This is a genomic window from Blastococcus sp. SYSU DS1024 (genome assembly GCF_054050795.1).
This window is the reverse complement of record NZ_JBJHAA010000001.1, coordinates 246,117-271,374: the sequence shown is the minus strand read 5'-3', so window position 1 is coordinate 271,374 and position 25,258 is coordinate 246,117. Positions and strand designations below refer to the sequence as shown.

Annotated in this window: 21 protein-coding genes; 9 read left to right on the top strand and 12 right to left on the bottom strand. The window is 74.1% G+C overall.

The window, feature by feature from the left end; all coding sequences use genetic code 11:
- Positions 1–17: 17 nt before the first annotated feature.
- From gnd to dnaA, 3 genes are all read right to left on the bottom strand, one after another.
- The gene (gene gnd / locus ACI79S_RS01295) at positions 18–950 is read right to left on the bottom strand and encodes a phosphogluconate dehydrogenase (NAD(+)-dependent, decarboxylating) (protein WP_456591630.1); all 933 of its coding nucleotides are present in this window, start codon (positions 948–950) and stop codon (positions 18–20) included.
- Positions 951–1,044: 94 nt separating this feature from the next.
- The gene (dnaN, locus tag ACI79S_RS01290; protein ID WP_456591629.1) at positions 1,045–2,202 is read right to left on the bottom strand and encodes a DNA polymerase III subunit beta; all 1,158 of its coding nucleotides are present in this window, start codon (positions 2,200–2,202) and stop codon (positions 1,045–1,047) included.
- Between the two features lie 1,049 nt (positions 2,203–3,251).
- Entirely contained in the window at positions 3,252–5,015 is a 1,764-nt protein-coding gene (gene dnaA / locus ACI79S_RS01285) for a chromosomal replication initiator protein DnaA (RefSeq protein WP_456591628.1), read from the bottom strand.
- Positions 5,016–5,705: 690 nt separating this feature from the next.
- Here dnaA and rpmH point away from each other — a divergent pair.
- The 8 genes from rpmH (at position 5,706) to ACI79S_RS01245 (ending at position 11,341) form a co-directional block, all read left to right on the top strand.
- Entirely contained in the window at positions 5,706–5,843 is a 138-nt protein-coding gene (gene rpmH / locus ACI79S_RS01280) for a 50S ribosomal protein L34 (RefSeq protein ID WP_040338882.1), read from the top strand.
- Between the two features lies 1 nt (position 5,844).
- Positions 5,845–6,225: a ribonuclease P protein component gene (gene rnpA, locus ACI79S_RS01275; RefSeq protein ID WP_456591627.1), complete on the top strand. Its 381-nt coding sequence runs from the start codon at positions 5,845–5,847 to the stop codon at positions 6,223–6,225.
- Positions 6,222–6,608 carry a membrane protein insertion efficiency factor YidD gene (gene yidD, locus ACI79S_RS01270; RefSeq protein ID WP_456589593.1) on the top strand — a complete coding sequence of 129 codons (387 nt, stop codon included), beginning with the start codon at positions 6,222–6,224 and terminating at the stop codon, positions 6,606–6,608. Before rnpA ends, yidD begins: the two co-directional genes overlap by 4 nt.
- On the top strand, positions 6,601–7,731 hold the full coding sequence (gene yidC, locus ACI79S_RS01265; protein ID WP_456591626.1) for a membrane protein insertase YidC: 1,131 nt from the start codon (positions 6,601–6,603) through the stop codon (positions 7,729–7,731). Before yidD ends, yidC begins: the two co-directional genes overlap by 8 nt.
- Before the next feature lie 88 nt (positions 7,732–7,819).
- Positions 7,820–8,413, top strand: coding sequence for a Jag family protein (locus ACI79S_RS01260; protein ID WP_456591625.1), 594 nt, complete (start codon positions 7,820–7,822; stop codon positions 8,411–8,413).
- Complete coding sequence (rsmG, locus tag ACI79S_RS01255; protein WP_456591624.1) at positions 8,410–9,090, top strand: 16S rRNA (guanine(527)-N(7))-methyltransferase RsmG; 681 nt, start codon at positions 8,410–8,412, stop codon at positions 9,088–9,090. The genes ACI79S_RS01260 and rsmG overlap by 4 nt, the downstream gene beginning before the upstream one ends.
- Before the next feature lie 96 nt (positions 9,091–9,186).
- Positions 9,187–10,245 (top strand): ParA family protein, encoded by a 1,059-nt coding sequence (locus tag ACI79S_RS01250; protein ID WP_456591623.1) that lies wholly within the window; start codon positions 9,187–9,189, stop codon positions 10,243–10,245.
- Positions 10,246–10,270: 25 nt separating this feature from the next.
- On the top strand, positions 10,271–11,341 hold the full coding sequence (locus tag ACI79S_RS01245; protein WP_456591622.1) for a ParB/RepB/Spo0J family partition protein: 1,071 nt from the start codon (positions 10,271–10,273) through the stop codon (positions 11,339–11,341).
- Positions 11,342–11,415: 74 nt separating this feature from the next.
- Here the strand turns inward: ACI79S_RS01245 and ACI79S_RS01240 are convergent, their stop codons facing one another.
- The 9 genes from ACI79S_RS01240 to ACI79S_RS01200 all read right to left on the bottom strand — a co-directional run bounded on the left by ACI79S_RS01240 (position 11,416) and on the right by ACI79S_RS01200 (position 23,452).
- Positions 11,416–12,411: a D-alanine--D-alanine ligase family protein gene (locus tag ACI79S_RS01240; protein WP_456591621.1), complete on the bottom strand. Its 996-nt coding sequence runs from the start codon at positions 12,409–12,411 to the stop codon at positions 11,416–11,418.
- On the bottom strand, positions 12,408–13,691 hold the full coding sequence (locus tag ACI79S_RS01235; protein ID WP_456591620.1) for an aminotransferase-like domain-containing protein: 1,284 nt from the start codon (positions 13,689–13,691) through the stop codon (positions 12,408–12,410). Before ACI79S_RS01235 ends, ACI79S_RS01240 begins: the two co-directional genes overlap by 4 nt.
- A 235-nt stretch (positions 13,692–13,926) precedes the next feature.
- Positions 13,927–15,060: an N-acetylmuramoyl-L-alanine amidase gene (locus ACI79S_RS01230; RefSeq protein ID WP_456591619.1), complete on the bottom strand. Its 1,134-nt coding sequence runs from the start codon at positions 15,058–15,060 to the stop codon at positions 13,927–13,929.
- Positions 15,061–15,224: 164 nt separating this feature from the next.
- Positions 15,225–15,551 (bottom strand): thioredoxin, encoded by a 327-nt coding sequence (trxA, locus tag ACI79S_RS01225; protein ID WP_236828597.1) that lies wholly within the window; start codon positions 15,549–15,551, stop codon positions 15,225–15,227.
- A gap of 120 nt (positions 15,552–15,671) precedes the next feature.
- Positions 15,672–16,703 (bottom strand): thioredoxin-disulfide reductase, encoded by a 1,032-nt coding sequence (gene trxB / locus ACI79S_RS01220; RefSeq protein ID WP_456591618.1) that lies wholly within the window; start codon positions 16,701–16,703, stop codon positions 15,672–15,674.
- Between the two features lie 77 nt (positions 16,704–16,780).
- Positions 16,781–18,451, bottom strand: a complete 1,671-nt coding sequence (locus tag ACI79S_RS01215) for a hypothetical protein (RefSeq protein ID WP_456591617.1) — start codon at positions 18,449–18,451, stop codon at positions 16,781–16,783.
- 80 nt (positions 18,452–18,531) lie between these two features.
- Positions 18,532–20,607 carry a murein biosynthesis integral membrane protein MurJ gene (gene murJ, locus ACI79S_RS01210; protein ID WP_456591616.1) on the bottom strand — a complete coding sequence of 692 codons (2,076 nt, stop codon included), beginning with the start codon at positions 20,605–20,607 and terminating at the stop codon, positions 18,532–18,534.
- On the bottom strand, positions 20,604–22,979 hold the full coding sequence (locus ACI79S_RS01205; protein WP_456591615.1) for a DUF6049 family protein: 2,376 nt from the start codon (positions 22,977–22,979) through the stop codon (positions 20,604–20,606). Before ACI79S_RS01205 ends, murJ begins: the two co-directional genes overlap by 4 nt.
- Positions 22,976–23,452 (bottom strand): NUDIX hydrolase, encoded by a 477-nt coding sequence (locus tag ACI79S_RS01200; RefSeq protein WP_091930860.1) that lies wholly within the window; start codon positions 23,450–23,452, stop codon positions 22,976–22,978. The genes ACI79S_RS01205 and ACI79S_RS01200 overlap by 4 nt, the downstream gene beginning before the upstream one ends.
- 261 nt (positions 23,453–23,713) lie before the next feature.
- Here ACI79S_RS01200 and ACI79S_RS01195 point away from each other — a divergent pair, with 261 nt between their 5' ends.
- The gene (locus ACI79S_RS01195; RefSeq protein ID WP_456591614.1) at positions 23,714–25,228 is read left to right on the top strand and encodes a CCA tRNA nucleotidyltransferase; all 1,515 of its coding nucleotides are present in this window, start codon (positions 23,714–23,716) and stop codon (positions 25,226–25,228) included.
- Positions 25,229–25,258 lie beyond the last annotated feature (30 nt).

Genomic DNA, 25,258 nt, shown 5'->3' with positions numbered 1-25,258 from the left:
GGCACGGGGGTCCTTCTTCACGCGGGCCGCTCGGCCTCCTGCGCCTGGACGGCGCGCACCGCGTGCCCGCCGAACTGGTTGCGCAGCGCGGCGACCGCCTTCATGGTCGGCGAGTCCTCCTGGCGCGAGGAGAACCGGGCGAACAGCGAGGCGGCGATCGTCGGCATGGGGACGGCGTTCTCGATGGCCTGCTCCACGGTCCACCGGCCCTCGCCGGAGTCCTCGGCGTAGCCGCGGATCCGGTCGAGCGCGGGGTCCTCCTGCAGGGCCCGGACCAGCAGGTCCAGCAGCCACGACCGGATGACGGTGCCCTGGGTCCACGACGCGATGACCCCGGGGACGTCCTCGACCAGGTCGACGGCGGTGAGGAGCTCGTAGCCCTCGCCGTAGGCCTGCATCAGCGCGTACTCGATGCCGTTGTGGACCATCTTGCTGAAGTGGCCGGCGCCCACCGGGCCGGCGTGCACGAAGCCCGCGCCCGGGATCTCCTGGCCGGACTCGTCGTGCGGGGACGGCGGCTTGAGCGCGTCGAAGATCGGCTGGGCCTTGGCGACGTCCTCCTTGGTGCCGCCGACCATGAGCGCGTAGCCGTTCTCCAGGCCCCAGACGCCGCCGGAGACGCCGGCGTCGATGTAGCCGACGCCCTTCTCGCGGCACATGACGTCGTGCACCTGGTCGTCGGTGTACTTCGAGTTGCCGCCGTCGATGATCACGTCACCGGGGGCGAGCAGGTCGGCGAGCTCCTTGACCGTGGCCCGCGTCGGCTCGCCCGCGGGCACCATCACCCAGACCACCCGGGGCGCGGCCAGCGCCTCGACCAGCTCGGGCAGGCTCGCCACGTCCCGCTTGTCCGGTGCCCGGTCGTACCCCACGACCTCGTGGCCGGCGCGGCGGAGCCGCTCGGCCATGTTGCCGCCCATCTTGCCCAGCCCGATCAGACCCAGCTGCACGATCCCGCCCTTCTGTCGTCGTCGTGGTCCCGCTCATCGTGCTCGCCCGGCGCCGCCCTGACACCTCGGGCTCCGCACGCCGTCGGCCGACGGCTCACCCCGGCAGCCGCACCGGCATGATCAGGTACCGGTAGCTGCCCGAGCGCTCGGCGGCCGCCGACGGCGCGTCGTCCGCGGGCGGCTCGTCGACGCCGGAGAGGACGGCCGGCTTGAGCGGGCTGGTGAAGTCCATCCGCGCGCGCTCGGTGTGCACGGCGGCCAGGCCGTCGAGCAGGAACGTCGGGTTGAAGCCGATGGTCAGCGGCTCGCCGTCGAACTCGACGTCGCAGCGCTCCTCGGCCTGTCCCTCGTCGTCGCTGCCCCCGGCTCGCAGGGTGACCTGACCCGGCGTGAACTCGCAGCGCAGCGGCGTTCCCCGCTCGGCGACCAGCGCCACGCGCTTCGCGGCGTCGGTGAACAGCCCCACCGGCAGGGTGGCGTTGGCCAGCGACTCGTTGGGCATGATCGCGCGGTACTTCACGAACTCGGCGTCGAGCAGCCGGGTGGTGGTCTGCCGGTCCTTGCCCGAGAGGCCGAGGATGCCCTCGCCCGAGCTGCCCGAGGACAGCGACAGCGTGATCTCCGGACCGCTGGTCAGCGTCTTCGCCGCCTCGGCGAGCGTGCGCGCGGGGACCAGCACCGCGGCCGAGAGCCCGGACGTCTGCGGGCGCCAGGCGAACTCGCGCACGGCGAGGCGGTAGCGGTCGGTGGCGGCGAGGGTGATCTGGTCGTCGTCGATCTCCAGCCGGACCCCGGTGAGCATCGGCAGCGTGTCGTCCCGCCCGGCGGCGACGGCGACCTGGGCGACGGCCTCGGCGAAGACGTCGCTGTCGACGTTCCCGGCGGCCGAGGGCATGGAGGGCAGGGACGGGTAGTCCTCGACCGGCAGCGTCGGCAGGCTGAACCGCGCATTGCTGCAGGTGATCGCCAGGCGGGGGCCCTCGGCGCTGATCTCGACCGGGTGCGGGGGCAGCGCCCGGGTGATCTCGGCGAGCAGCCGCCCCGGGACGAGGACGCGGCCGCTCTCGCTGGTCTGCACGTCGACCTCGGAGCGGGCCGAGACCTCGTAGTCGAACCCGGAGACCGACAGCTGGTTCCCCTCGGCCTCGAGCAGGATGCCCGCCAGCACCGGTACCGACGGCCGCGGCGGCAGGCTGCGCGCCGTCCAGGCGACGGCGTCGGCGAGCACCTCACGTGCCACCCGGAACTTCATCTCTCGACCCACCCATGTTCGGTCCGGCCCTGCGACCACCGGGAGGGGCGGACGGCACGGGCACGGAGCTCGTCGTTCGTACTGCTGCGAGGCCAGGGCTCCGCTGCGGTGCTCATCGTGCCTGTTGCAGCCCCCCGTGGGGAAACCCCGGTCCCTCGATGGGCTGCTGGTGCAGTCGTTCCCGTTGCGGTCCGGGGAGGCCCGCAGCGCAGCGTCCCCACCCAGAGTGTGGTTCGAGAATTCTCCGAGATAACTCCTTCATCCTCGTCATCACTGGTGTGGAAGCTGGGGATCGGGGCCCTTCCCGCAGGTCAGCGGGCGATCGGGGGTGTTGGCCGACTGTGGGTGGTCGGCGTCCTCCTGTTGTCGACACGTGGACAGATCGACGGTTGTGCACCGTGACCCGCGGCGGTCCACCTGCTGTCCCCTGCGTCTCCCCGGTCCGTCCCCAGGCCCTGTGCGCCGCGTGCGGTGGACGTCTCGGGCGGGGTGGGCCCGATGTCGATCGGAACGGCGTTCTCCCAGGTCACGGGGCCGCCGTGCGGGGCGTGGCCGGCCGGGCCGGGTGCCGGCGGGGGCTCCCCGTGACGGCGGCGGACGGGGTGGGCACGACTTTCCCCCAGTCTGTGCACATTCCTGGGGACAACTTCTCGATGAGTCGACGTCGCCCGGCCCTCTCCCGCAGGTCATCGCCCGCAGAACCTGCGGATCCGTCGTCCCCAGGGATCCACACAGGTGTGGACAACGACTTGTCGACCGCCACGGGACGGTGGCCGGCAGCTGTCCGGACGGTGACCGTTCCGGGTGCGGACCGTCACCGCCGACGTCCGTGGGACAGGCCTCCGCGCAGGGCCGACGGACCGCGTTCCGCTCCCCCACACGTCCCGTCCCCGCGATGTCGATCAGGTCACCTGATCGTTCCGGGTCCTGGCTCACGGTCGACGGTGAGCCAGGACCCCACCAGGTGAGCCAGGACCGCTGGTCGGCCCGCGCCGGGCGTGGTGACGTGCTGGACCGACCTCGTGCGAGGGGTGGGGAGGAGCGAGCTCCTACTGCCGGGCGCGGCTCTTGATGCGGGCGGTGAGCTCGGTGACCTGGGTGTAGGTCGCCCGCCGCTCGCTCATCAGGTTGGTGATCTTCTTGACGGCGTGCATGACCGTGGTGTGGTCCTTGCCGCCGAACGAGGCACCGATGCGCGGCAGCGACAGCTCGGTCAGCTCGCGGCAGAGGTACATCGCGATCTGCCGGGCGTTCACCAGCGTCCGGCTGCGGTTGGTGCCCTGCAGCTCCTCCATGGTCACGGAGAAGTACTCGGCCGTGGCCGCCATGATGATCGCCGCGGTGATCTGCGGGCCCTGCTCGTCGCTGATCAGGTCCTTGAGCACCAGCTCGGCCAGCGGCAGGTCGACCTGCTGCTTGTTCAGCGACGCGAACGCGGTGACCCGGATGAGCGCGCCCTCGAGCTCACGGATGTTGGTCTGCACCTTGCTGGCGATGAACTCCAGCACCTGGTCGGGCACCTGCAGCCGCTCGCCCCACGCCTTCTTGCGCAGGATCGCGATGCGGGTCTCGAGGTCCGGCGCCTGGACATCGGTGATCAGCCCCCACTCGAAGCGGGTGCGCAGCCGGTCCTCCAGCGTGGTCAGCTTCTTCGGCGGCCGGTCGGACGTGATCACGATCTGCTTGCTGGCGTTGTGCAGCGTGTTGAAGGTGTGGAAGAACTCCTCCTGCGTGCGCTCGGCCCGCTCGAGGAACTGGATGTCGTCGATCAGCAGGAAGTCGATGTCCCGGAACCGGCGGCGGAACTCCTCGGCCCGGCCGGAGTGCACCAGGTTGATGAACTCGTTGGTGAACTCCTCGGTGCTCACGTACCGGACGCGGACGTTGGGGAACATCCGGGCGGCGTAGTGGCCGATGGCGTGCAGCAGGTGCGTCTTGCCCAGCCCCGACTCGCCGTAGATGAACAGCGGGTTGTACGCCCGGGCGGGCGCCTCGGCGACGGCGACCGCCGCGGCGTGCGCGAAGCGGTTGCTGTTCCCGATCACGAAGGAGTCGAAGACGTACTTCGGGTTGAGGCCGGGATCCAGCCCGCCCGGTCGCCCCGACTCCCCGCGCCGCGGACGGGCTCCGGTGCCGCCACCGGCACGGCGCTGCTCCCCCGCCGGTGCGTCGACGTCGAAGGGGAGGACGTCGGCCGTTCGCTCGTCCTCGCCGCCCCAGTCGCGGCTACCGGAGTCGGGGGCGGGGCCGGCCGGCCCCCACGTGGTGGTGCTCCAGTCCTCCGGTGCGCCGCGGTCGGCCTGCGGACGCTGCGGGCCGTCGGCCGGGTGGAGCTCGCGGAACTCCGGGAAGTCGGGGGTGGCCGGCCGGTCGGCGGACGCGGACCGGTCCCAGGGCGCGGCGGTGCCCACGACGTCGGTCCGGACGCCGAACGCGCTGCGCCCGTCGTCGGCGCGGTCGCGGGTCGCCTGGTCCTCCTCGGCCCGCTGCGCCTCCACGGCCGACCACGGCCGCCGGGTCGGCTCGGGCTCGACCGGCGGCGGAGGCGGAGCCGGGGAGTCCTCCACCTGGACGGCGACGCGGATGTCGCGGCCGTAGGTCTGCGACAGCGCCTCGGCGAGCACCCGGCGCATGCGGGACTCGAGGACCGTCTGGGTGAACTCGTTCGGTGCCTCCAGGACGGCGGTGTCCTCGAACAGCCCGACGGGTCGCGTCAGGTTCAGCATCGCGTTCTGCTGCGGGGAGAGGCTGGTCGCCAGTCGCTCCCGGATCTGGTCCCAGACCGTCGCCAGGTCCAGCGTGGCATCGGCCATGCTGTCTCGTCCTCCCCTGCTGTCCACCCCGCGGCCGTCCCCGGTTGCGTCCGTCCCGGCCGCACCTGGCCTCCGCGAACCGGGGACCGTCCACCGGTGGGGTGCCCCGGTTGTGGACATCCGAACGCATGTGGTCCACATCGGTGTCCACAGGCTGTGCACGGCCGGCAGAGGTGCTGCGCCGGCTCGCACGGGACGACGGCCGGTGCAGCATATTCGCTGGTCACGGCCCGGATCGGGCGGCTGGAGGAGTGGCTCGGCGGTCGGTCGACCGACGGGGTCGGCCCGCGCGTCGTGACCCTGACGCCCGACGCGGAGCGACGGCGACGCTAACAGCCCCGTCCACAGCCCGGCAACGCCGCGGGGTGCCGGAACCGGCGGTTCCTCGCGGCGCGCGCGCGTCGGGGCCGGGCGGAGCCCCCCGGCGTGCCGCGGAGCTCCGCCGGGCCGGCCGGGCCACCATGGGCGGTCGGTCACCGGCAGCCGCCGGTCCTCGGCTATGCTGGCCGGAGTCTGTGGACGGGTCTGCCCGTATCCCGGCCACGCCAGTCTGCGGTCGGGCCCGGGTGCGCCGGTCCGCAGTGCCAGCTTCCGGGGCTCCGGGGACGGTCACCATGCCGCTCCGACGCCCCGCGCGCGTCCGTCCACCGACGGGAGCGCACCGCCGATGTCGTGTAGTGGGAGTACCTCGTGAGCAAGCGCACCTTCCAGCCGAACAACCGCCGCCGGTCCAAGACCCACGGCTTCCGGCTGCGCATGCGGACCCGCGCGGGCCGGGCGATCCTCGCCGGCCGTCGGCGCAAGGGCCGCGAGAAGCTCTCCGCCTGACGTGCTGCCTGCGCAGGCACGCCTGCGCCGGCGCCCGGAGTTCACCGCGGTCGTCCGATCCGGCCGGCGCGCCGGGCGGCCGACCATGGTGCTGCACTACCTCCCCGAACGGCCCGAGCAGCCGGCCGGCGACCCCGCGTCGCCGTCGGCCGCGCGGGCCGGTTTCGTGGTGGGGAAGAGCGTGGGCAACTCGGTGGTCCGACACCGGGTGACCCGTCGCCTGCGTGCGGTTGTGCGAGCCGAGCTCGACCGGCTGCCCGACGGTGCGGACCTGGTGGTCCGCGCCCGCCCCGAAGCAGCCGACGCCGACTCGGCGGTGCTGCACCGGGACCTGGCCTCGGGCCTGGACCGGCTCCTCGGCGACCGGGTCCCCCGGCGATGAGCGCGCCGGCCGGGGCGAGCCCGCGGCGCTCCGCCGTCGCGCGCCTGCTCCTGCGCGCCGTCGGCTTCTACTCCCGCGCGATCAGCCCGGCGCTGCCGCCGCGCTGCCGGTTCCACCCGACCTGCAGCGCCTACGCCGCCGAGGCGGTCGGCACGCACGGGGCGGCCCGCGGCAGCTGGCTGGCGCTGGTCCGGCTGGCCAAGTGCGCGCCGTGGCACCCGGGCGGCGTGGACCTCGTCCCGCCGGCGCGTGGAACCGGGACGGGTGCCCGCTCGTCCAGCACAGCGGCACGTCCTCCCGGCGCGCCGTCCGATGACCCCGGCCGCGAGGCCACCCCGCCGGCCGCGTGCCGGACCCCGCAGGAGGAGTCCTCCGTTGCTTGACTGGCTGTACACCGCCATCTCCTGGGTCATGGCCCGGTGGCACTCGCTCTGGAACTGGATCTTCGGTGACCCGCCGGCCGAGTCCGGTCTCTCCGGGCTGAGCTGGGTGCTGGCGATCGTCTTCCTGGTCGTCACCATCCGGCTGATCCTCTTCCCGCTGTTCGTCAAGCAGGTGAAGTCGCAGCGGGCGATGCAGGAGCTGCAGCCGGAGATGGCCAAGCTGCGCAAGCAGTACGGCAGCGACCGCCAGGGCATGGCCCAGGCGCAGCAGAAGCTGTTCAAGGAGCGCGGGGTCAACCCGCTGGCCGGGTGCCTGCCGATCCTGCCGCAGATCCCGGTCTTCCTGTCGCTGTTCCACGTCCTGCGGCGCCTGGCGCCGGAGAAGCAGGGCCTCTACTCGTGGTCGGACGAGCTGACCGACCAGGCCGCCCGGGCCAAGCTCTTCGGGGCGCCGATCTCCGCGTCGTTCAACATGAGCGGCGAGAAGGAGCGGCTGATCCTCGAGATCGCCAGCTACACCACCATCCGGATCGTCGCCTTCGCGCTGATCATCGTCATGTGCTTCACGACGTACTTCACGCAGAAGCAGATCATGGCGCGCTCCGGCCCCGTCGAGGGTCAGGCCGCGATGGTGCAGAAGCTGATGCTCTACGGCGTGCCGCTGAGCCTCTTCGTCTCCGGCTTCATCTTCCCCATCGGCGTCCTCATCTACTGGATGACGAACAACCTGTGGACGATGGGCCAGCAGTTCTTCATCCTCCGCAAGCTGCCGCCGCCCGGGTCCGATGGCGCGAAGGCGAAGGACGCCGCCGAGAAGCCGACCGTCGACCCGAAGACGCTCGCCCCGAAGCCGGGCGCCAAGCCGGTGCGGCCCAAGCAGGGGCGCCCCGCCTCGACCACGTCCGCGCCGGCGAGCACCGTGGACGGTGACGGTCTCGTCGGTGACGGCCCGTCGTCCGACGGCCCGACGGCCAACGGATCAGGGGCGAACGGCGCCACGGCGAACGGCGCCACGGCGAACGGCTCCACCGGCTCGCGCAGCGCGGGCTCCGGCGCCGGCCGGACTTCCCGCTCGGGAGCGGGCCAGGGGCCGGCCAACCGTGGGAAGCGGAAGCGTCGCTGACCCTCGCCCGACCGCTTCCCCGCCGGCCCGCCCGGCACACAGTCCACCGGGGCCACCCGGCCGCCGCACCGAACTGGGAGGAACACCCGTGAGTGCTCCGCAGCAGCCCGTGACAGACAACCCGCCGGCCCTGCCCGACGCCGACGCCGCCAGCGACGACGCCGTCGTGGAGCCCGTGGACCTCGAGACGGACGGGGCGGGTGGGGCCGGTGCGACCGGTGACGACCTGCTGGTCCGCGAGGGCGACGTCGCCGGGGACTACCTCGAGCGCCTCCTCGACATCCTCGACGTGGACGGCGACATCGACCTCGACGTGGAGGGCGACCGCGCATCGGTCGCCATCGTCGGCGGCCGGCTGAACGACCTGATCGGGCCGGACGGCGCGACGCTGGAGGCGCTGCAGGAGCTGACCCGCCTCGCCGTCGCGCAGTCGACCGGCGTGCGCAGCCGGCTGATGCTGGACGTGGGGGGCTACCGCGCCAAGCGCCGGGCCGACCTGACCGAGCTCGCCGCGGAGACCGCGCGCCGGGTCTCGGCCAGCGGGCAGCCCGAGCGGCTGAGCCCGATGAACCCCTTCGAGCGCAAGGTCGTGCACGACGTCATCGCCTCGGTGGCGGGTGTGCACAGCGAGTCGGAGGGCGAGGAGCCCCGCCGCCGCGTCGTGGTCCTGCCCGACAGGTGAGCGACGGAGGTCCCGGGCCCGACGCCCCGGCCGTCCCGGAGGTGCCCGCACCGCCGGCGGCCGTCGGCGTCTTCGGCGACGCACTGCCCGCGGCGCAGCGGTACGTGGCCAAGCTGGCCTCGGACGGGGTGACGCGCGGCCTGATCGGTCCCCGCGAGGTGCCGCGCCTGTGGGAGCGGCACGTGCTCAACAGCGCGGCCGTGGCCGAGGCCGTCCCCCGGGACGCCCGGGTGGTCGACGTCGGCAGCGGCGCGGGCCTCCCCGGCATACCCCTCGGGCTGGCCCGCCCGGACATCGCCCTCACCCTGGTCGAGCCGATGGCCCGGCGGGTCGAGTTCCTGGAGGAGGCTGTCGCCGACCTGGCGGGCCCGTCCATCTGGCGCGTGGTGCGTGGGCGGGCCGAGGACCGGTCGGTGGTGGCTGCCGTCGGCCGGGTCGACGTGGTCACCGCACGGGCGGTCGCCCCGCTCCCCCGGCTCGTCGGCTGGTGCCGCGGGCTGCTCCGTCCGGGCACCCAGCTGGTGGCCCTGGTCGGGGCCCGAGCGCTGGCCGAGCTGCCGGCCCTCCTGCCCGAACTCCGCGCGGCCGGCATGCGTGACATCGAACCGCGTGCCGTCGGTGCATCCCTGGGAGACGCTGCCACTACCGTGGTGGTCATGACGCGGGGGGACCGGTGAGAGTGCCGGACGGCGCTCCCGCGTCCTGTTCCACGTGGAACAGGCGCTGCTACCCGACCCGTTCCACGTGAAACGCCGCCAGAGGAAGGACCTGCGATGACCGACCCGGGCGAGCGGCTGCGCAGCAGCCTCGCCGCTGACCAGTCGTCGACCGCGTCGTCCTCCGGTGGGCTCGCGGACTTCGACAGCCCCATCGCCATGGAGGCCCTGCGCGCCACGCGTGTCCTGCACGCCGCGGAGCAGGAGCCCTTCCCGGCGCCCGGGCGCATCCGGGTCATCACCATCGCGAACCAGAAGGGCGGGGTCGGGAAGACCACGTCGACGGTCAACCTCGGCGTCGCACTCGCCCTCTACGGGCTACGCACCCTGGTGATCGACCTCGATCCGCAGGGCAACGCGAGCACCGCCCTCGGCGTCGAGCACACCGTCGGCGCGCCGTCGATCTACGACGCCCTCGTCGGCGACAGCACCCTCTCCGAGGTGGTGCACCCGACGACCGCCAGCCCGAACCTGCTGTGCGTCCCGGCGACCATCGACCTCGCCGGTGCGGAGATCGAGCTGGTCTCCGTCGTCGCCCGCGAGCATCGCCTGCGCCGGGCGATCGAGGCGTACGTGGCGGCGCTGCCGCGGGAACGGCGTCCGCACTACGTGCTGATCGACTGCCCGCCGTCACTGGGCCTGCTGACGCTGAACGCGCTGGTGGCCGGCGACGAGGTGCTCATCCCGATCCAGTGCGAGTACTACGCGCTGGAGGGGCTGGGCCAGCTGCTCAACAACATCGACCTGGTCCGCCAGCACCTCAACCCGGGGATCGCGGTGCGGACCATCCTGCTCACCATGTACGACGGGCGGACGAAGCTCGCCGACCAGGTCGCCGACGAGGTTCGCAACCACTTCGGGGAACTCGTCCTGAACGCGGTCATCCCCCGCAACGTCCGGGTCTCCGAGGCCCCGGGCTACGGGCAGTCGGTGCTGACCTACGACCCGGGCTCGCGCGGCTCGACCAGCTACGTGGAGGCCGCCCGCGAGCTGGCCCAGCGCGGGGTGGCCCTTCAGCCCCTCGATGCGTCCACCGGCAGCAACGGGGCCACCCCGGTCGGCGCGCTCGCCTTCGGGGAGACGTCGGTGCCGTTCCGCGGCCAGGACTCCCAGTGACCACCCCTGCCAGCGAGGAGCAGTCATGACGAAGCGAGGCGGCCTGGGGCGCGGGCTGGCGGCACTCATCCCGACCGGACCGGCGCCCACGCCTCCCCCGGTCGCTCCCGCCGCCCCGGTGCCGGGCGCGGAGCGGGACGAGCAGGCGGCCACGCGGTCCGAGGCGGGGTCGGACGCCGCCTCCCCGGCCGCGGATGCGCCCGAGCTGTCGCGTGCGCCGGTCAGCCTGGTGCCCTCTCCGGCGCCGTCCCCGGCCGCGGAGAGCGAGGCGGTGGGCGTCCCGGGCGCGCAGCTGCGCGAGGTCGCGGTCGAGGACGTCGTGCCGAACCCCAAGCAGCCGCGGCAGGTCTTCGACGACGAGGCGCTCGAAGAGCTGACCCACAGCGTCAGGGAGTTCGGGCTCCTCCAGCCGATCGTCGTGCGGGAGTCCGACGGTGGTCGCTACGAGCTCATCATGGGCGAACGGCGGCTCCGCGCCGCGCGAGCGGCCGGCCTCGGCACCGTGCCGGCGATCGTGCGCGACACCACCGACGACGCGATGCTGCGCGACGCGCTGCTCGAGAACATCCACCGGGTCCAGCTGAACCCGCTGGAGGAAGCCGCCGCGTACCAGCAGCTCCTGGAGGAGTTCGGGGCCACCCACGAGGAGCTCGCGCAGCGGATCGGGCGCAGCCGCTCCCAGGTCACCAACACCATCCGGCTGATGAAGCTGCCGGTGAAGGTGCAGACCCGGGTCGCCGCGGGGGTCATCTCCGCCGGCCACGCCCGCGCCCTGCTCGGGCTCCCGGACGCAGAGGCCCAGGACGCGCTGGCGACGCGCATCGTCGCCGAGGGGATGTCGGTCCGCGCGACCGAGGAGGCGGTGGCCCTGGCGGCCGCCGAGCAGCCGACGGCCAAGCGGCGGGCCCGCAACATCAGCGCCCCCGGGGTGGAGGAGCTGGGCTCCCGGCTCTCGGACATGTTCGAGACCAAGGTCAAGATCCAGATCGGCCGGGCCAAGGGGAAGATCGTCGTCGAGTTCGGCTCGGTGGACGACCTGCAGCGGATCATCGGCGTCATGGCTCCGGAGATCACCGGGCGCCGTCCCGACGCCTGAAGCCCTCACCTGGTGCAGAGCGGCCCCTTACGTCACTGACGTAAGGGGCCGCTCTGCACGGGGATTCGTGCGGGTCAGCGCGGGTTCTCCGCGCGCCGGGCGAGCAGGCGGGCCAGCACCGCGCCGAGGTCGTAGCCGGCCGCCTCCACCGCCATGGGGAACATGGAGGTCTCGGTGAGGCCGGGCGAGACGTTCACCTCGAGGAAGTGCACCTCGCCGTCGGGGGTCACGATCGCGTCGGTGCGGGAGAGGTCGGCCAGCCCCAGCACCTCGTGCACCCGGACGGCGACCTCGGCGGCACGGGCCGCCGCCTCGTCCGGGATGCGGGCGGGCGCGTGGTACTCGGTGAGCCCCGGTGAGTAGCGGGACGCGTAGTCGAAGACGCCGGACTCCGGCTCGATCTCGACGGCCGGCAGCGCGACCGGTCCCTCGCCCAGGTCGACGACGGCGAGCGCCACCTCGACCCCCTCGACGAAGCGCTCCACCATCACGGTGTCGCCATAGGCGAAGCAGCTGACCATCGCGGCCGGCAGGTCCTCCACCCGGCTGATCTTCTGCACGCCGAGAGCCGACCCGCCCGAGGCCGGCTTGACCATGAGGGGCAGCCCCAGCCGCGCCACCATCAGGTCCAGCACCGCGCCGGCGCCCAGTTCGCGGAAGGTGCTGTGCGGGAGCGCCACCCAGTCCGGCGTGGTGACGCCGGCGGTGCGAACCACCGACTTCGCGGCCGGCTTGTCCCAGGCCAACCGGCACGACGCCGCCGGCGACCCGACGTACGGCACCCCGGCGAGGTCGAGGACCGCACGGAGGGCGCCGTCCTCCCCGGTGGCACCGTGCAGCGCGATGAAGACCGCGTCGGCCGGGGCCGCGGCCAGCCCGGGCAGCAGCTCGGCGTCGGCGTCGCGCAGTTCGGCGTCCAGGCCGACGCGGGTGAGCTCCTCGACCACCTGGGTGCCGGTGGAGAGGCTGACCTCGCGTTCGAAGGTGAGGCCACCGGCGAGGACGACGGCCCGCAGCGGGTGTCGCTCCTCCGGGGCAGCGGGCTCCGTGGCGGGCGCCGTCTCGCTCATCGGCCGTCCTCGTAGGTGTCGCTGTTCGCCGGACCGACCATCGACTCGGCGTCGTGGCCGGAGCCAGGCCGGATCGCCCGGAAGGTACCGGTGTCGACCTTGTCAAAGGTGGAGTGCAGGTCCAGTTCGGCCTCGACGACGCGGGCGAGCCGGCGGACCCCCTCGCGGATCTGGTCGGGCTCGGGGTAGCAGTACGACAGCCGCATGTACTCCTGGCCGCCGCCGTCGGCGTAGAAACCGATGCCGGGGACGTAGGCGACGTGCGCCCCGACGGCGCGGGGCTGCATCAGCTTCGCGTCCAGCCCGGCGGGCAGCTTCAGCCACACGTAGAAGCCACCGTCGGGGCGGGTCCAGGTGGTGCCCGGCGGCATGAGCGCCTGCAGGGACTCCAGCGTGGCGTCGCGGCGCTCCCGGTAGAGCTCGGTGAACAGCTTGATCTGCTCGCGCCAGGGCTGGGTGTCCAGGTACCGGGCGACGGCGTACTGGGTGAGCGACGGCGGGCAGAGCACCTGCGCCTCGGTGGCCAGGACGAGCTTCTCCCGGACCGCCAGCGGCGCGAGCACCCACCCCACGCGCAGACCCGGCGAGAACGTCTTGGAGAACGAGCCGAGGTAGATCACCCGGTGGGCGTCGCGGGCGCGCAGTGCCCGCATCGGCTCGCGGTCGAAGCCGAGCAGGCCGTACGGGTTGTCCTCGATGATCAGGAGGTCCCACCGCTCGGCGATCGCCATGATCTCCTCGCGGCGCGGCTCGGAGAGCGTCACGCCGGCGGGGTTGTGGAAGTTCGGCACGGTGTAGAGGAACTTCACCCGGTCGCCGTCGGCACGGCACGCGGCCAGGGCCTCCTCCAGCGCCTCCGGGATCAGCCCGTCGTCGTCCATGGCGACGTGCCGCACCCGGGCCTGAGCGGACTGGAAGACGCCGAGCGCGCCGACGTAGGACGGCGCCTCGGCCAGGATCACGTCACCGGGGTCGATGAAGACGCGGGTGACCAGGTCCAGGCCCTGCTGCGAACCCACCGTGACCACGACCTCGCTCGGCGAGGCGTCGGTGATGCCCTCGAGCGCCATGACGTCGCAGATGCGCTCCCGCAGCCGTGGGTCGCCCTGACCCGAGCCGTACTGGAGCGTCTGCGCGCCCATGCCGGAGACCAGGTCGCCGATCATCGAGCCCACGGCGTCCAGCGGGAGCGCGGTGACGGCGGGCATGCCACCGGCCAGCGAGACCACCTCGGGCCGGCTGACCACGGAGAAGAGCGCCCGGATCTCCGACGTCTTCATCCCGTGGGTGCGTGCTGCGTAGCGGTCGGCCAGCGGGTCGAGCCGCGGATGACGCGGCGCGGGATGGGGGTGCGCACCGGAATGCGCCCCCTGCTGTCCGGAACCGGCAGGCGTGCCGGGCGGGATGGTGACCACCCCAGGAGTGTAGGCGCGGGCGATCGGGGACCCGGTGAGACCACCGGTGCCAGGTGGACCGTTCGGGTCCGGCCGGCGTCCTGGTGGCGGAGCGGCCCTGCTAGGCCTTCTCGGGCAGGACGAAGGTGCCGGTCGGCGGGTCGGACTCGGCCGGGAGGTAGAGCCGCTGCACGGCGGCCAGGACACCGTGGGCGATGGAGCTGCGCACCCGCGCGTCGAGCAGCAGCTGCCGGTCGACCGGGTGGGAGAGGTAGCCGCAGTCGAGCCGGACCGCCGGCATGCGGGTCATGCGCAGCAGCTCCCACGTCTTGGGGTGCGAGCCGAGGTCGAGCATCCCCGTGCGGGCGACGACCTCGCGGCGCACCAGGTTGGCGAACTGCTCCCCCACCGTGGACGATGCGCCGGACCCGGTGCCGTAGTAGTAGCTGGCCACGCCGCGGGCGTGCTCGGAGCCGTGCGCGTCCAGGTGCAGGGAGATGAACAGGTCACCCCGGGCGTCGTTGGCGAAGGCGGTGCGCTCGCCGAGCGCGGGCCCCTGCTCGCGGCCGCGGGTCAGGTACACGGTGGCGCCGGCGGCGGCCAGCCGGCCCTCGATCCGCGACGCCAGGTCGAAGGCCAGGTCCGCCTCGGTGGTCTCCCCCACGGTGAAGCCGGTGTCCGGGCCGCCGTGGCCGGCGTCGACGACGATCCGGCGTCCGATCAGGTGGGGGCCGCTCTCCACGAAGGAGGCGCTCTGCCGCAGCAGCTGGGGGCGGCCACCGGTCACCTTGCGGCCCAGCTGGCGCAGGGCGCGCAGCGTCGCCGGGCCGCAGGTGCCGTCGGAGGTCAGCCCGTAGTCACGCTGGAAGGCGCGCAGGCCGATCTCCGTCTCCGGGCCGAGGATGCCGTCGGCCCGGCCGGCGTCGTAGCCGAGCTCCAGCAGGCGCTCCTGCAGGTTGGTCACGTCGTCGCCGCGCATCGGCCGCTCCGGGTCGTAGCGCAGCAGCCGGTCACCCAGGGACCAGCGGGCCTCGGTGAGGGCGCGGTAAGTCTCCTCCCCGACGCGCCCGTCGACGGAGAGACCGCGGACCTGCTGGAAGTGGCGGACGGCGAGCTCGGTGCCGGCGTCGTACTCCGCCGACTCCAGACCCGCGTCGTTCCCGTTCTCGGCACCGGGGAGGAGGCCCAGGCTGCGGAGGGCGGCGTGCACGTCGGCCACGGCCGGCCCGCGGTCCCCCAGCCTCAGAGGCTGCATGCGGCTGTCGGTTCCCATGGTGTGACCGATTGTGGTCCCTCTCGTCCGGGACGGCGCACCGGGGGCGCCTCATGCGTCCCCCGGTACGACGCAGGCCCACCCGTCCGGAGGGACGGGTGGGCCTGAGGCGTGCAGAGCGTCACCGGCGTCGCCGGTCAGCCGGCTCAGATGTAGTCGGCGAGGTCGCTCAGGATGGCGCCCTTGGGCTTGGCGCCGATGATGCTCTTCACCGGCTTGCCGCCCTGGAAGACCGTCATGGTCGGGATCGACATGACCTGGTAGTCACGGGCGATCTGCGGGTTCTCGTCGATGTTCAGCTTCGCGATGGTGAGCTTGTCGCCGTGCTCGGCGGCGATCTCCTCCAGCACGGGGGCGACCATCTTGCACGGGCCGCACCACTCCGCCCAGAAGTCGACGAGCACGGGCTTGTCGCTGCCCAGCACATCGGTGGCGAAGCTGGAGTCGGTCACCGTCACGGTGTTGCCTGCCATGGTCGTTCTCCCTCTCGATCGACTGGCTCGTTGCATGCGCTGACGAGGTGTGCCTGCCCGGACAACCGGCCCGGCGGGTCGGTTATGCCCGGATCGGGCGGTCGCCCGGCAGGCTCTCGGTCAGCGCTCGTCGAAGGTCTCGGCGAGCCACCGCTCGGCGTCGATGGCGGCGGCGGCACCTGTGCCGGCCGACGTGATCGCCTGGCGGTAGATGTGGTCGACGACGTCGCCGCAGGCGAAGACGCCGTCGATGTTGGTGCGGGTGGTCGGGTGGTCCACCTGGATGTAGCCCTCGTCGTCGAGCTTCAGCTGGCCGGCGAACAGCTCGCTGCGCGGGTCGTGCCCGATGGCGAGGAACATGCCGGTCACCGGGACGGTCTCGCTGGCCCCGGTCGCTACGTCGGTCAGCTCGACGGCGGAGACGGTGCTCTCGCCCAGGACGTCGGTGACCTGCTTGCCGAGGGCCCAGCGGATCTTCTCGTTGTCCTGCGCCCGCTTCTGCATGATCTTCGAGGCGCGCAGCTCCTCGCGGCGGTGGACCACGGTGACGCTCTTGGCGAACCGGGTGAGGAAGGTGGCCTCCTCCATCGCCGAGTCCCCGCCGCCGACGACGACGATGTCCTGGTCGCGGAAGAAGAAGCCGTCGCAGGTGGCACAGGCCGAGACGCCGCGGCCGAGCAGCCGCTGCTCGTTGTCCAGGCCCAGGTACCGGTACTTCGACCCGGTGGCCACGATGACCGCGTGCGCCCGGTGCACCTGGTCGCCGACCTTCACGATCTTCGGCTCGGCGGTGAGGTCGACCTCGGTCACGTCCGACGGCACGAGCTCGGCCCCGAAGCGCTCGGCCTGGGTGCGCATGTCGTCCATGAGCTGGGGGCCCTGGATGCCCTCGGGGAAGCCGGGGAAGTTCTCGACCTCGGTGGTGGTCATGAGGGCGCCGCCGAACTGCGAGCCCTCGAACACCAGCGGGTGCAGGTTGGCACGGGCGGCATAGGTGGCCGCGGTGTAGCCGGCGGGCCCGGACCCGATGATGACCAGGTCGCGGACGCCGTCGTGCTCGGCCGGCGGGATGACCGGCTGCTCGATCTCGCCGGTCGTCACGGCGGGGCCCGGCGTCGGGTGGTTGTCGGTGCTCGCGCTCACGGTCGCCACAACCACGATCGTAGGGGGCCCATTCCCGAGCGCCCCCGTCCCGGGCCTGCGGGGACGGGGGAGGCCGGCGTCGGTGCTCAGCCGGCGGTGCGGATCTCCACCTCGGCCAGCTGCGCGGAGAACCCGTCCGGGCTGTCGACCAGTCCGGTGATCCACACCAGCACGTAGCGGGCGGTCACCGGGTCGTCGAACGCGAGGTCGGTGGTCTGCTCCAGGGTGCCGTTCGCGGCCACGGTGAAGTCGTCGAGCGCTCCGCCGGCCGTCTCCGCGGTCCGGATCTCGACCGTGGCACCGGGCAGGGCCGTCTGGACGGTGACGCCGGAGAGGTCCTCGGCGAAGCCGAGGTCGTAGAGGACGCCGACGCCGGGCTTGAGGTTCCCGAAGGCCGGGGAGCCGCGGTAGGTGAGGGTGGACCAGTTGGTGGCGGGGTCACCGTCGTAGGACAGCGGGACCGCGCGGTCGTTCTCCGGCTCGCCGTCGCCGAAGGGGTCGAACACCTGCGCGCCGGCGATGGTGGCCGCCGGGCCGGTTGCGCTCCCGGGCTCGTCGCCCTCCGCGGCGCCGTCCGCGACGGGGCCGCTGGCGGCAGGGGGTGCCGTCCCGTCGATCTCGGAGCCCACCGAGTCGGTGACCGACAGGACGCTCGACCCGAACCACCACGCCAGCGCGATGACCACCAGCAGGGCGAGCAGCGGCAGTCCCACGACGACCAGCCGGTGCTTGCGGCCCTCGTCCTCGTCCTCCTCGAGGTCCACCCGGTCGGCGTACCGGTCCTCGTCCGAGGCCACCCCCGGGTGCAGCACCCCGAAGGGCTCGTCCTCGACAGTGGACGGGGCCGGGGGCAGCACCCGGCCGGCCACGATGGTGTCCCGGCTCGGGTTGGCCGCCGGGAGCGGCTCCTCCTCGGCGGCCGGGCGCACGGGGGGAACCGGCGGGAGGGTGCCCGGCTCCAGCCGCACCGGGGCCGCGTTGTCGCCGCGGCGCTCCCGCGAGCGCCGGCGCCGTCCACCGTCGGCGTCCTCGCCGCGGTGCGACGCCGGTGCCTGGCCGGGTCCGCTGCGGGGCCGCTCGGCCAGCAGCGCGGCCATGGCCGCGACGCTGGACATCCCCTGGCCCGGCTCGGTCGAGCGCGCCCGGCGGGCGAGGGCCACCAGGTCGGAAGGGCCGGACGCCGGCCGGGCGCCCGGGCCGATGCCGGTGAGGCAGGCCTCCAGCAGTTCGCCGAGCGCGGTGATGTCGCCCTGGACGGTGCCGGAGGCCGCGGGCACGGCGCGCAGCCCGACCAGGCCGTTGGGCCGGAGGACGACGTTCTCCAGCGTCAGGCCGCCGACCGCCAGGCCCACCCGGTGCGCCTCGGCCACGCCCTCGGCGAGCCGGCGCAGGACCAGCCGCACCTCGCGCTCCGGCATGGGGCCCGAGCGCAGCCGCTCGGCGAGGGTCTCCCCGTCGATCCACTCGTTGACGACGTACGCCGCGCCGCCCGGTGCCTGCGGGTCGCCGCTGCCCTCCGAGGCGTCGTAGACCATCGCCAGCGCCGGGGTGGCCAGCCCGCCCGCGGTGAGCGCGCGGGTGATCCAGGCATGGGCGGCGGGCCCGGCCGGCACGTGCACCCGGACGGCGACGTCACGGTTCAGGACCCGGTCCTTGGCGCGCCAGCTCTGGATGACGCCGGTGGGGGTGGTCTCGTCCGGGCCGATCTGGTCGAGGGGCCGGTATCGCTCGGGCAGGCCGGTGGTCGTGGACGCCATCGACACTGTCGACTCCCTGTGCTGCTCCGGCCGCCGAGGCGGACGCTCCGGCACGGTCGGCCCCAGCGGCCGGCCCTCGGTCACCTGCGTCCCAGCCGGGCCCTGACCGCAGCCAGGGGCTCCCGGAGCTCCGGAACGCGGGCCACCACCAGACCGACCAGTGCGACGCCGCCGATGACCACGGTACCGACGACGACTTCGGCGAGCGAGCCTGCCATCGAGCGTTCGCCCAGGTCGCCGGTCACGATCCGGACAAGACCGCCGACGAGGCCGGCCACGAGCGCGACGGCGGCGATCCGGGCGAGGGGGCTGAAGGTCTCGCGGGTGCGCAGCCCTCCGAACCGGCGGCGCAACGCCAGGTCGCCGATGACCCAGCCGGCCACGTACGTCAGGCTCGTGACGAGCATCAGCCCCGCTACGACGAGCTCCGGCTCGACCACGGCGGGCACCAGCACGAGCAGCGGCACCCGGACGGCCACCATGCCGACCTGGATGAGCGTGGGCGTGCGGGCGTCCTTCATGGCGTAGAAGACCCGCAGCTGCAGCAGCGTGACCGCCATCGGCAGCAGACCGAAGGCGCCGACGGCGAGAGCGGTGCCGATGGCCTGCGCCTCGTCCACCGACGTGTTGCCGCGCGCGAAGGCGAGCACGCCCAGCGGCGGGCCGAGCACGGTGAGGACGGCGGTGACCGGGAGGAGGCCCAGGGCCGAGAGGCGGGTGCCGAGCGAGAGGTCCTCGACCACACCCGGCACGTCCCGACGCGCCGCGGCCCGGCTCATGCGGGGCACCAGCGCGGTCAGCAGCGCGACACCGATGATCCCGTACGGCATCTGGAAGAGGAGGCTGGCGTACTGGAACGCTGTGGAGCCCAGGCCGCCCGCGCGCTGCGCCGCGTTGGCGATCCGCAGCGCCACCACGACCCCGATCTGGCTCACGGCCACGTAGCCGATGACCCACAGGCCCAGGGTTCCGGCCTCGCGCAGGCCGGTCTCCCGGATGCCCCACCGGGGCCGCAGCGGGATGCCGGCCTTGCGCAGCAGCGGGACGAGCACGACGGCCTGCGCCGCGATGCCGAGCACCGTGCCGATGCCGAGGAGCCACACCAGCCCGGGGGCGATGGTGGCCGGATCGAGCTCGCCGGGACCGGCGGCCGCGAGGAACGCCAGGCCCGTGGCGATCACCACGAGGTTGTTGAGCACCGGCGCCCAGGCCGGTGGCCCGAAGATCCCTCGCGAGTTGAGGATCGCCTGGGCGAACGCGCCGAGCCCGTAGAAGACGATCTCGATCAGCAGCATCCGGGCCAGCCAGTTGGCCACGCGGTACTGCGCCGGGTTGTCGTCGAGGCCCAGCAACGAGGTCAGCAGCGGTGCGGCGAGCATGGCCAGCGCGGTCATGACCAGCAGGCCGGTCAGGGCGATGGTGGCCAGCCGCTGCGCGTACGCGACACCGTCGTCCCGGTCGCGTTCCTGCGCGTGCACCAGCAGCGGGACGATCACCGAGGTGAGGACGCCACCGAGGAGCAACTCGTAGACGATGTTGGGCAGCGTGTTGACGGTGTTGTAGGCGTCGGCGAACAGCCCCACGCCCAGGGCGGCCGCGAGCACCATCGTGCGCAGCAGCCCGGTGATCCGGGAGACCAGCGTCGCGACCGCCATCGTGCCGGCGGCCCGCAGGATGCCGCCGCTGGCACCGGGCGCGCCCTCGCGCCGCTCGACGTCCTCGTCGGTCTCCTGCTCGGCGCGCGGCACCGGCGGCAGCACCGGCATGGGGAAGACCTGGGTGTCGTCCGCTGCCGGTACCCAGCGGTGCCGCAGCGGCGGCAGCGGGGGGACGGGCGTGGCCGGTCGCCCCGGCCGGGCGGGCGGGACGGGCGGCAGCCGGGGTGGCGACGGCGGCCGGACCGCGCCGCCCACGACGGCCTCCGCGGGGCCGCCCTCGGCGGCGGGCGGCGCGGCGAAGACCGCGTCGCTCGGCGGGGTCGCCAGGTAGGGGGCCGGCGGCAGCGGCGCGGGAGAGCCCCAGCTGCGGCGGCCCGGTGGCGTCCGGGCGGGTGCGGACGGCGGGGGCAGCGGGAGCGCGCGGGGGCGGTCGCCGCCGTGGGCGTCGTCGTCCACGGCGTCGGGCGGCTTCCCGGGGGTTCCGGGTCGCTCGCTCACACCGGGCTCCGCGTGGGGGCGGACAGCCCCGGGGACGCCGGACCGGCGCCGTCGTCACCCGGAACGGCGCCCCGGCGCCGCCGGAGCACGAAGCGCACGAGGCGGCGCAGGAACAGCAGGCCGAGGAGCGCGGCGGCACCGATGGTGATCGACAGGGAGATCGGGCCGTAGGCGGTGCTCTTCACCTGCATCTCCACCCGGTCGCCCAACGGGCTCCCGGACGGCGTCGTCACCTGCGCGGTGACGGTGAAGCCGCCGGACCGGCGCAGCTCGGTGGGCACCTGCAGGGTCGTGCGCTGCTCGGGCGCGAGGGTCTGGACGCCGATGTCCCCGATGGTCAGCCCGCCGTTGGCAGGCGGCTCCACGTGCAGCCTGATGTCGACCGGGAAGGGGAGCGGGTTGTCCACGGTCAGGACCAGCGGGGCGTCGCTGGAGGCGAGGCTGTAGGTGCCGTCGGCCGGGGCGACGACGGTGACCTGCTCCATCACGCCGTCCAGCGTGGCCCGCGCGTCGGCGGCGGCGGCGACGAACTCCTCGGCGTCGTCGCGGCGGAGGACCGAGGCGGCACGGGCGATGCCGGCGTCGTAGGACCGCAGGGCGAGGTCGGCGTTCCCGGGGATCGCCCCGGCGAGCTCTTCCCGGGCGGCCACGGCCTCGGCGAGGACCGCCATCCCGGCCGGGTCCAGTGCGGTGTCCGTGCTCGGGGGAGCGAGCGTGCCGGTGTCGGCCGGAGGTGCGTCGCCGATCGCGACCACGCTGCCCGCCTGCAGCCAGGGCAGGCCGGCGGTGTCGGAGATCATCGCGCCGGCGCCCTCGACGCCCGCATCGAGATCGCGCGGCGGGGCGACGAGCACCGTCTGCTCGCTCCCCGGTGGGGCCTGCAGGTTGAGCGCGGCAAGCTCCGCCAGGTAGCGCTGCTCGGCGATGCGGGGACCGCCCGGCGTCACCTCGGCGGTGCCCACCACGGCGCTCAGCGTGGGGTCGGCGACCAGCACGTCCAGCGCTCCCTCGCCGAACGGCACCGAGCTGCGGGCGATGGCGTCCGATCCGTCCAGACCCACCGCGGAGTCCCCGTCGGTGAGAGCGCCGCTGCCCAGCACCACCTGGTCGATGCCGCCGGCGCGCAGCGTGTCCAGCGTGGCGGGGTCGTAGGACCCGTCGGGGGCCCAGGCCAGGTCGGTGATCGGCGTGACGTCCAGGACGTCGGTGAGGATCGCCGCTCCCGCGCCGGTGCCGGATGCCTCGGCCGGCTCCGCGGGCGGCGCGTCCCCGTCGACGCCGGGGTCGTCGGTGACCGGCGGTGGGCCGGGAGGGTCCTGCGCGGTGCCCTCCGGGGTGCCCGGCAGGCTGCGGGTGACGACGGCCGGCATCCCGGCGGTCTGGAGCCCGTCGGCGTCGACGTCGCCGTAGGGCAGCGCCACGACCGGTCGGGTGGCCACCACCGCGCGCAGCCGTTCGAGGAACGCCCGGGCCGCGTCGGTGCCGGTGCCGGCCACCCCGCCGACGGCGTAGGGACCGTCGGCCATGAGCGCCAGCTCCTCCACGAGGGCGGGGTCGAGCGCGAGGGTGACCGGCAGGGGCGCGGCGGGCTCGGTGCCGGGCGGGCCACCGGGCAGCCGCTCGACCACGGTCAGGGCGCGGTCCAGCCGGCCGCCGGTGCCCACGGCCTCCGCCAGCCCGTCGTCGACGAAGTTCCCGGAGGCGTCGCGGTGGCTGGGCTCGGACAGGGGCCACAGCCAGGCCACCGTCGTCCGTGAGGAGGGCACGACCGGCTGCTGGACGAGGAAGGTCGACAGCTCGCCGACCCGGCGCTCCTGATCGCCGTCGACGGCGCCGTTGACGTTGAACAGGACGGGGTAGACGCCGTCCTGTTCCAGCCGGAGCTCAGCGGAGTCCAGCGTGTAGCTGAACTCCACGCCGGCCCCCGGGGCGAGCACGCCGGGCAGCGGTGCGAACGCCGGCTGCACGGTGGTCGCGGCGTCGGGATCGCTGATCGCCTCGGAGAGCTCGGGCCGGTCGGTGCGGACGTCGCCGCGCTGCAGCCGGGCGGCCAGCCCGGTGATCGGCTCCGGACCGGTGTTGGTCAGCGTGCCGCTGATCGTGATCAGCGCGCCCGGGGTCACCGTGCGGGGTTCGAAGCGGGCGACGTCGATGCGGACCGGCCGGTCGGCGGAGGCGGGTTCGTCCGGGGCGCTGGGCGCCGGTGCCGCCGCAGCCGGGGGCAGGGCGGGCGCGGGCGCGAGGAGGGGCGCGCCGAGCACGAGCGCGCCCGACAGCAGAGGGGCGAGCGCGACCGCACGCCGGACGGCACCCGGCCGGGCGGGAGCGACGGCGGGGCGGCCACCGGCTCGGGTGGCAGCCGGCCGGGTCACGCGCTGTCGGCCAGGAGTCCGGGGGCGCGCTCGACCAGGGCACGCTCGTCGGCGTAGGCGAGCCGGGTGCTGAGCTCCTCCAGCGGCACCCACGCGACCTCGGTCACCTCGACGTCGGCGTCGGAGAGCGCGCCGCCGACCGCGCGCAGGAGGAAGTGGTGCACGGTCTTGTGCACCCGGCGGCCCTCGGCGACGAACCAGAAGTCGATGATCCCCAGCGGCGCGACGACCTCGCCGATGATGCCGGTCTCCTCGGCGACCTCCCGGACGGCGGTGTCCTCGGGGGTCTCGCCCGCCTCGATGTGCCCCTTGGGCAGCGACCAGAGGAGGCGGCCGCGGCGGTCGGTGCGGCCGATCAGGGCGGCACGGGGCCCCGTCACGCCGTCGTCGGCCACCACCAGGCCCCCGGCGGAGGTCTCGTCGACCCGGCGCAGCCGGCGGCCCGGGCGCCCTCGCCCGCCCGTCCCAGCCATGTGTGGAGGGTAGCGCGCGTCCGGCGACAGCTCCGGGAGCATCGCAGCGAGGGACGAGCGAGGAGCGGACCGGGGCGCGGAGCCGGACCAGTGTTCTCGTCGGCGACAGCTCCGGGAGCATCGCAGCGCGGGACGGTCCGGTGGCCGCGCTGCAGGGTCCCGCCGCGAGCGAGCGAGCGGTGGGGGGCAGCGGGGTCCTTCCTGGACCGGGGCGCGGAGCCGGACCGGGGGCGATCGCTCCTCGCACTACGCTGGCTCGTCGTGTCCGCCACCCCGCCGAGCCGCCCCGAGCCCGAACCGGTGCCCCCGGCCGTCCAGGAGACCGTCCGCTCGCTCGTGGATCTCTCCCCCGTGCTCATCGAGCTCGGGCAGCGCTTCGCCGCCGGCGGTTTCGAGGCGCACCTGGTCGGTGGCTCGGTGCGCGACGCCCTGCTGACCGCAGGTACCCGGGGGGCCCGTGAGGTCGGTACGGCCCCGGGCGACCTCGACGTCACCACCGACGCCCGGCCGGAGCAGATCCTCGAGCTGCTGCGCGGGTGGGCGCGTTCCACGTGGAACACCGGCATCGCCTTCGGGACCGTGGGCGCCGACATCGGCGGGGTCCGGGTGGAGATCACCACCTTCCGCGCGGACCGGTACGACCGGACGTCGCGCAACCCCGAGGTCGCCTGGGGGAACTCCCTCACCGACGACCTGGCGCGGCGGGACTTCACGGTGAACGCGATGGCCGTCTCGCTCGGCCCCGACCGGGCGGTGACCGACCCCTTCGGCGGCCTCGGCGATCTGCTCGCGAAGCGGTTGCGCACCCCCGGCCCCGCGGTCGAGTCCTTCGCCGACGACCCGCTGCGCATGCTGCGCGCCGTCCGGTTCGTGGCCCAGCTCGGCCTGGTGCCCGACGAGGAGGTCCTCGCCGCGATGTCCTCCCTCGCCGGCGAGCTCGCCCGGATCACCCCCGAGCGCGTGCAGGCGGAGCTGTCCAAGACGCTGCTCCAGGACGCTCCCCGCGCCGCGCTCGAGCTGTTCGTCTCCGCCGGCCTGGCCGACGTCGTGCTGCCGGAGCTGTCGGCGCTGCGGATGGAGATCGACGAGCACCACCAGCACAAGGACGTCTACGCCCACTCGCTGACCGTCCTGGACCAGGCGATCGACCTGGAGAAGGCCGCGGCGCGGGCGGGTGAGGAAGGAGCGGAGTCGCCGGACCTCGTGCTCCGGCTCGCCGCGCTGCTGCACGACATCGGGAAGCCCGCGACCCGCCGGCACGAGCCGCGCGGCCGGGTCTCCTTCCACCACCACGAGGTCGTGGGCGCCAAGCTGGTGCGCAAGCGCCTGACCGCTCTCCGCTACCCGAAGGACGTCGTGGAGGCCGTCGCCCGGCTCACCTTCCTGCACCTGCGCTTCCACGGATACGGCGACGGCCAGTGGACCGACTCCGCCGTCCGCCGGTACGTCACCGACGCCGGCGACCTGCTCCCCCGGCTGCACAAGCTCGTGCGGTCGGACTCGACCACCCGCAACAAGCGGCGCGCGGCCGCGCTCTCGGCGACCTACGACTCCCTGGAGCAGCGGATCGCGGAGATCGCCGCGCAGGAGGACCTGGCGCGGGTCCGCCCCGACCTGGACGGCAACGCCATCATGGAGATCCTCGGCCTGGGGCCGGGCCCTGAGGTGGGGGCGGCGTGGCGCTTCCTCAAGGACCTGCGGCTCGAGCGCGGGCCGCTGGACCGCGAGGAGGCCGAGGAGGCGCTCCGGGCGTGGTGGGCCGCCCGCCAGGGCTGACCCCCCGGACGGAGCGAGCCGGCTCCAGGA

What these genes read in the sequence shown, in the direction of transcription:
- dnaN (WP_456591629.1), bottom strand. Translation starts at nt 2,202, where the DNA reads ATGAAGTTCCGGGTGGCACGTGAGGTGCTCGCCGACGCCGTCGCCTGG.
- dnaA (WP_456591628.1), bottom strand. Translation starts at nt 5,015, where the DNA reads ATGGCCGATGCCACGCTGGACCTGGCGACGGTCTGGGACCAGATCCGG.
- yidD (WP_456589593.1), top strand. Translation starts at nt 6,222, where the DNA reads ATGAGCGCGCCGGCCGGGGCGAGCCCGCGGCGCTCCGCCGTCGCGCGC.
- ACI79S_RS01250 (WP_456591623.1), top strand. Translation starts at nt 9,187, where the DNA reads ATGACCGACCCGGGCGAGCGGCTGCGCAGCAGCCTCGCCGCTGACCAG.
- ACI79S_RS01245 (WP_456591622.1), top strand. Translation starts at nt 10,271, where the DNA reads ATGACGAAGCGAGGCGGCCTGGGGCGCGGGCTGGCGGCACTCATCCCG.
- ACI79S_RS01240 (WP_456591621.1), bottom strand. Translation starts at nt 12,411, where the DNA reads ATGAGCGAGACGGCGCCCGCCACGGAGCCCGCTGCCCCGGAGGAGCGA.
- ACI79S_RS01235 (WP_456591620.1), bottom strand. Translation starts at nt 13,691, where the DNA reads ATGAAGACGTCGGAGATCCGGGCGCTCTTCTCCGTGGTCAGCCGGCCC.
- ACI79S_RS01230 (WP_456591619.1), bottom strand. Translation starts at nt 15,060, where the DNA reads ATGCAGCCTCTGAGGCTGGGGGACCGCGGGCCGGCCGTGGCCGACGTG.
- trxA (WP_236828597.1), bottom strand. Translation starts at nt 15,551, where the DNA reads ATGGCAGGCAACACCGTGACGGTGACCGACTCCAGCTTCGCCACCGAT.
- ACI79S_RS01215 (WP_456591617.1), bottom strand. Translation starts at nt 18,451, where the DNA reads ATGGCGTCCACGACCACCGGCCTGCCCGAGCGATACCGGCCCCTCGAC.
- ACI79S_RS01200 (WP_091930860.1), bottom strand. Translation starts at nt 23,452, where the DNA reads ATGGCTGGGACGGGCGGGCGAGGGCGCCCGGGCCGCCGGCTGCGCCGG.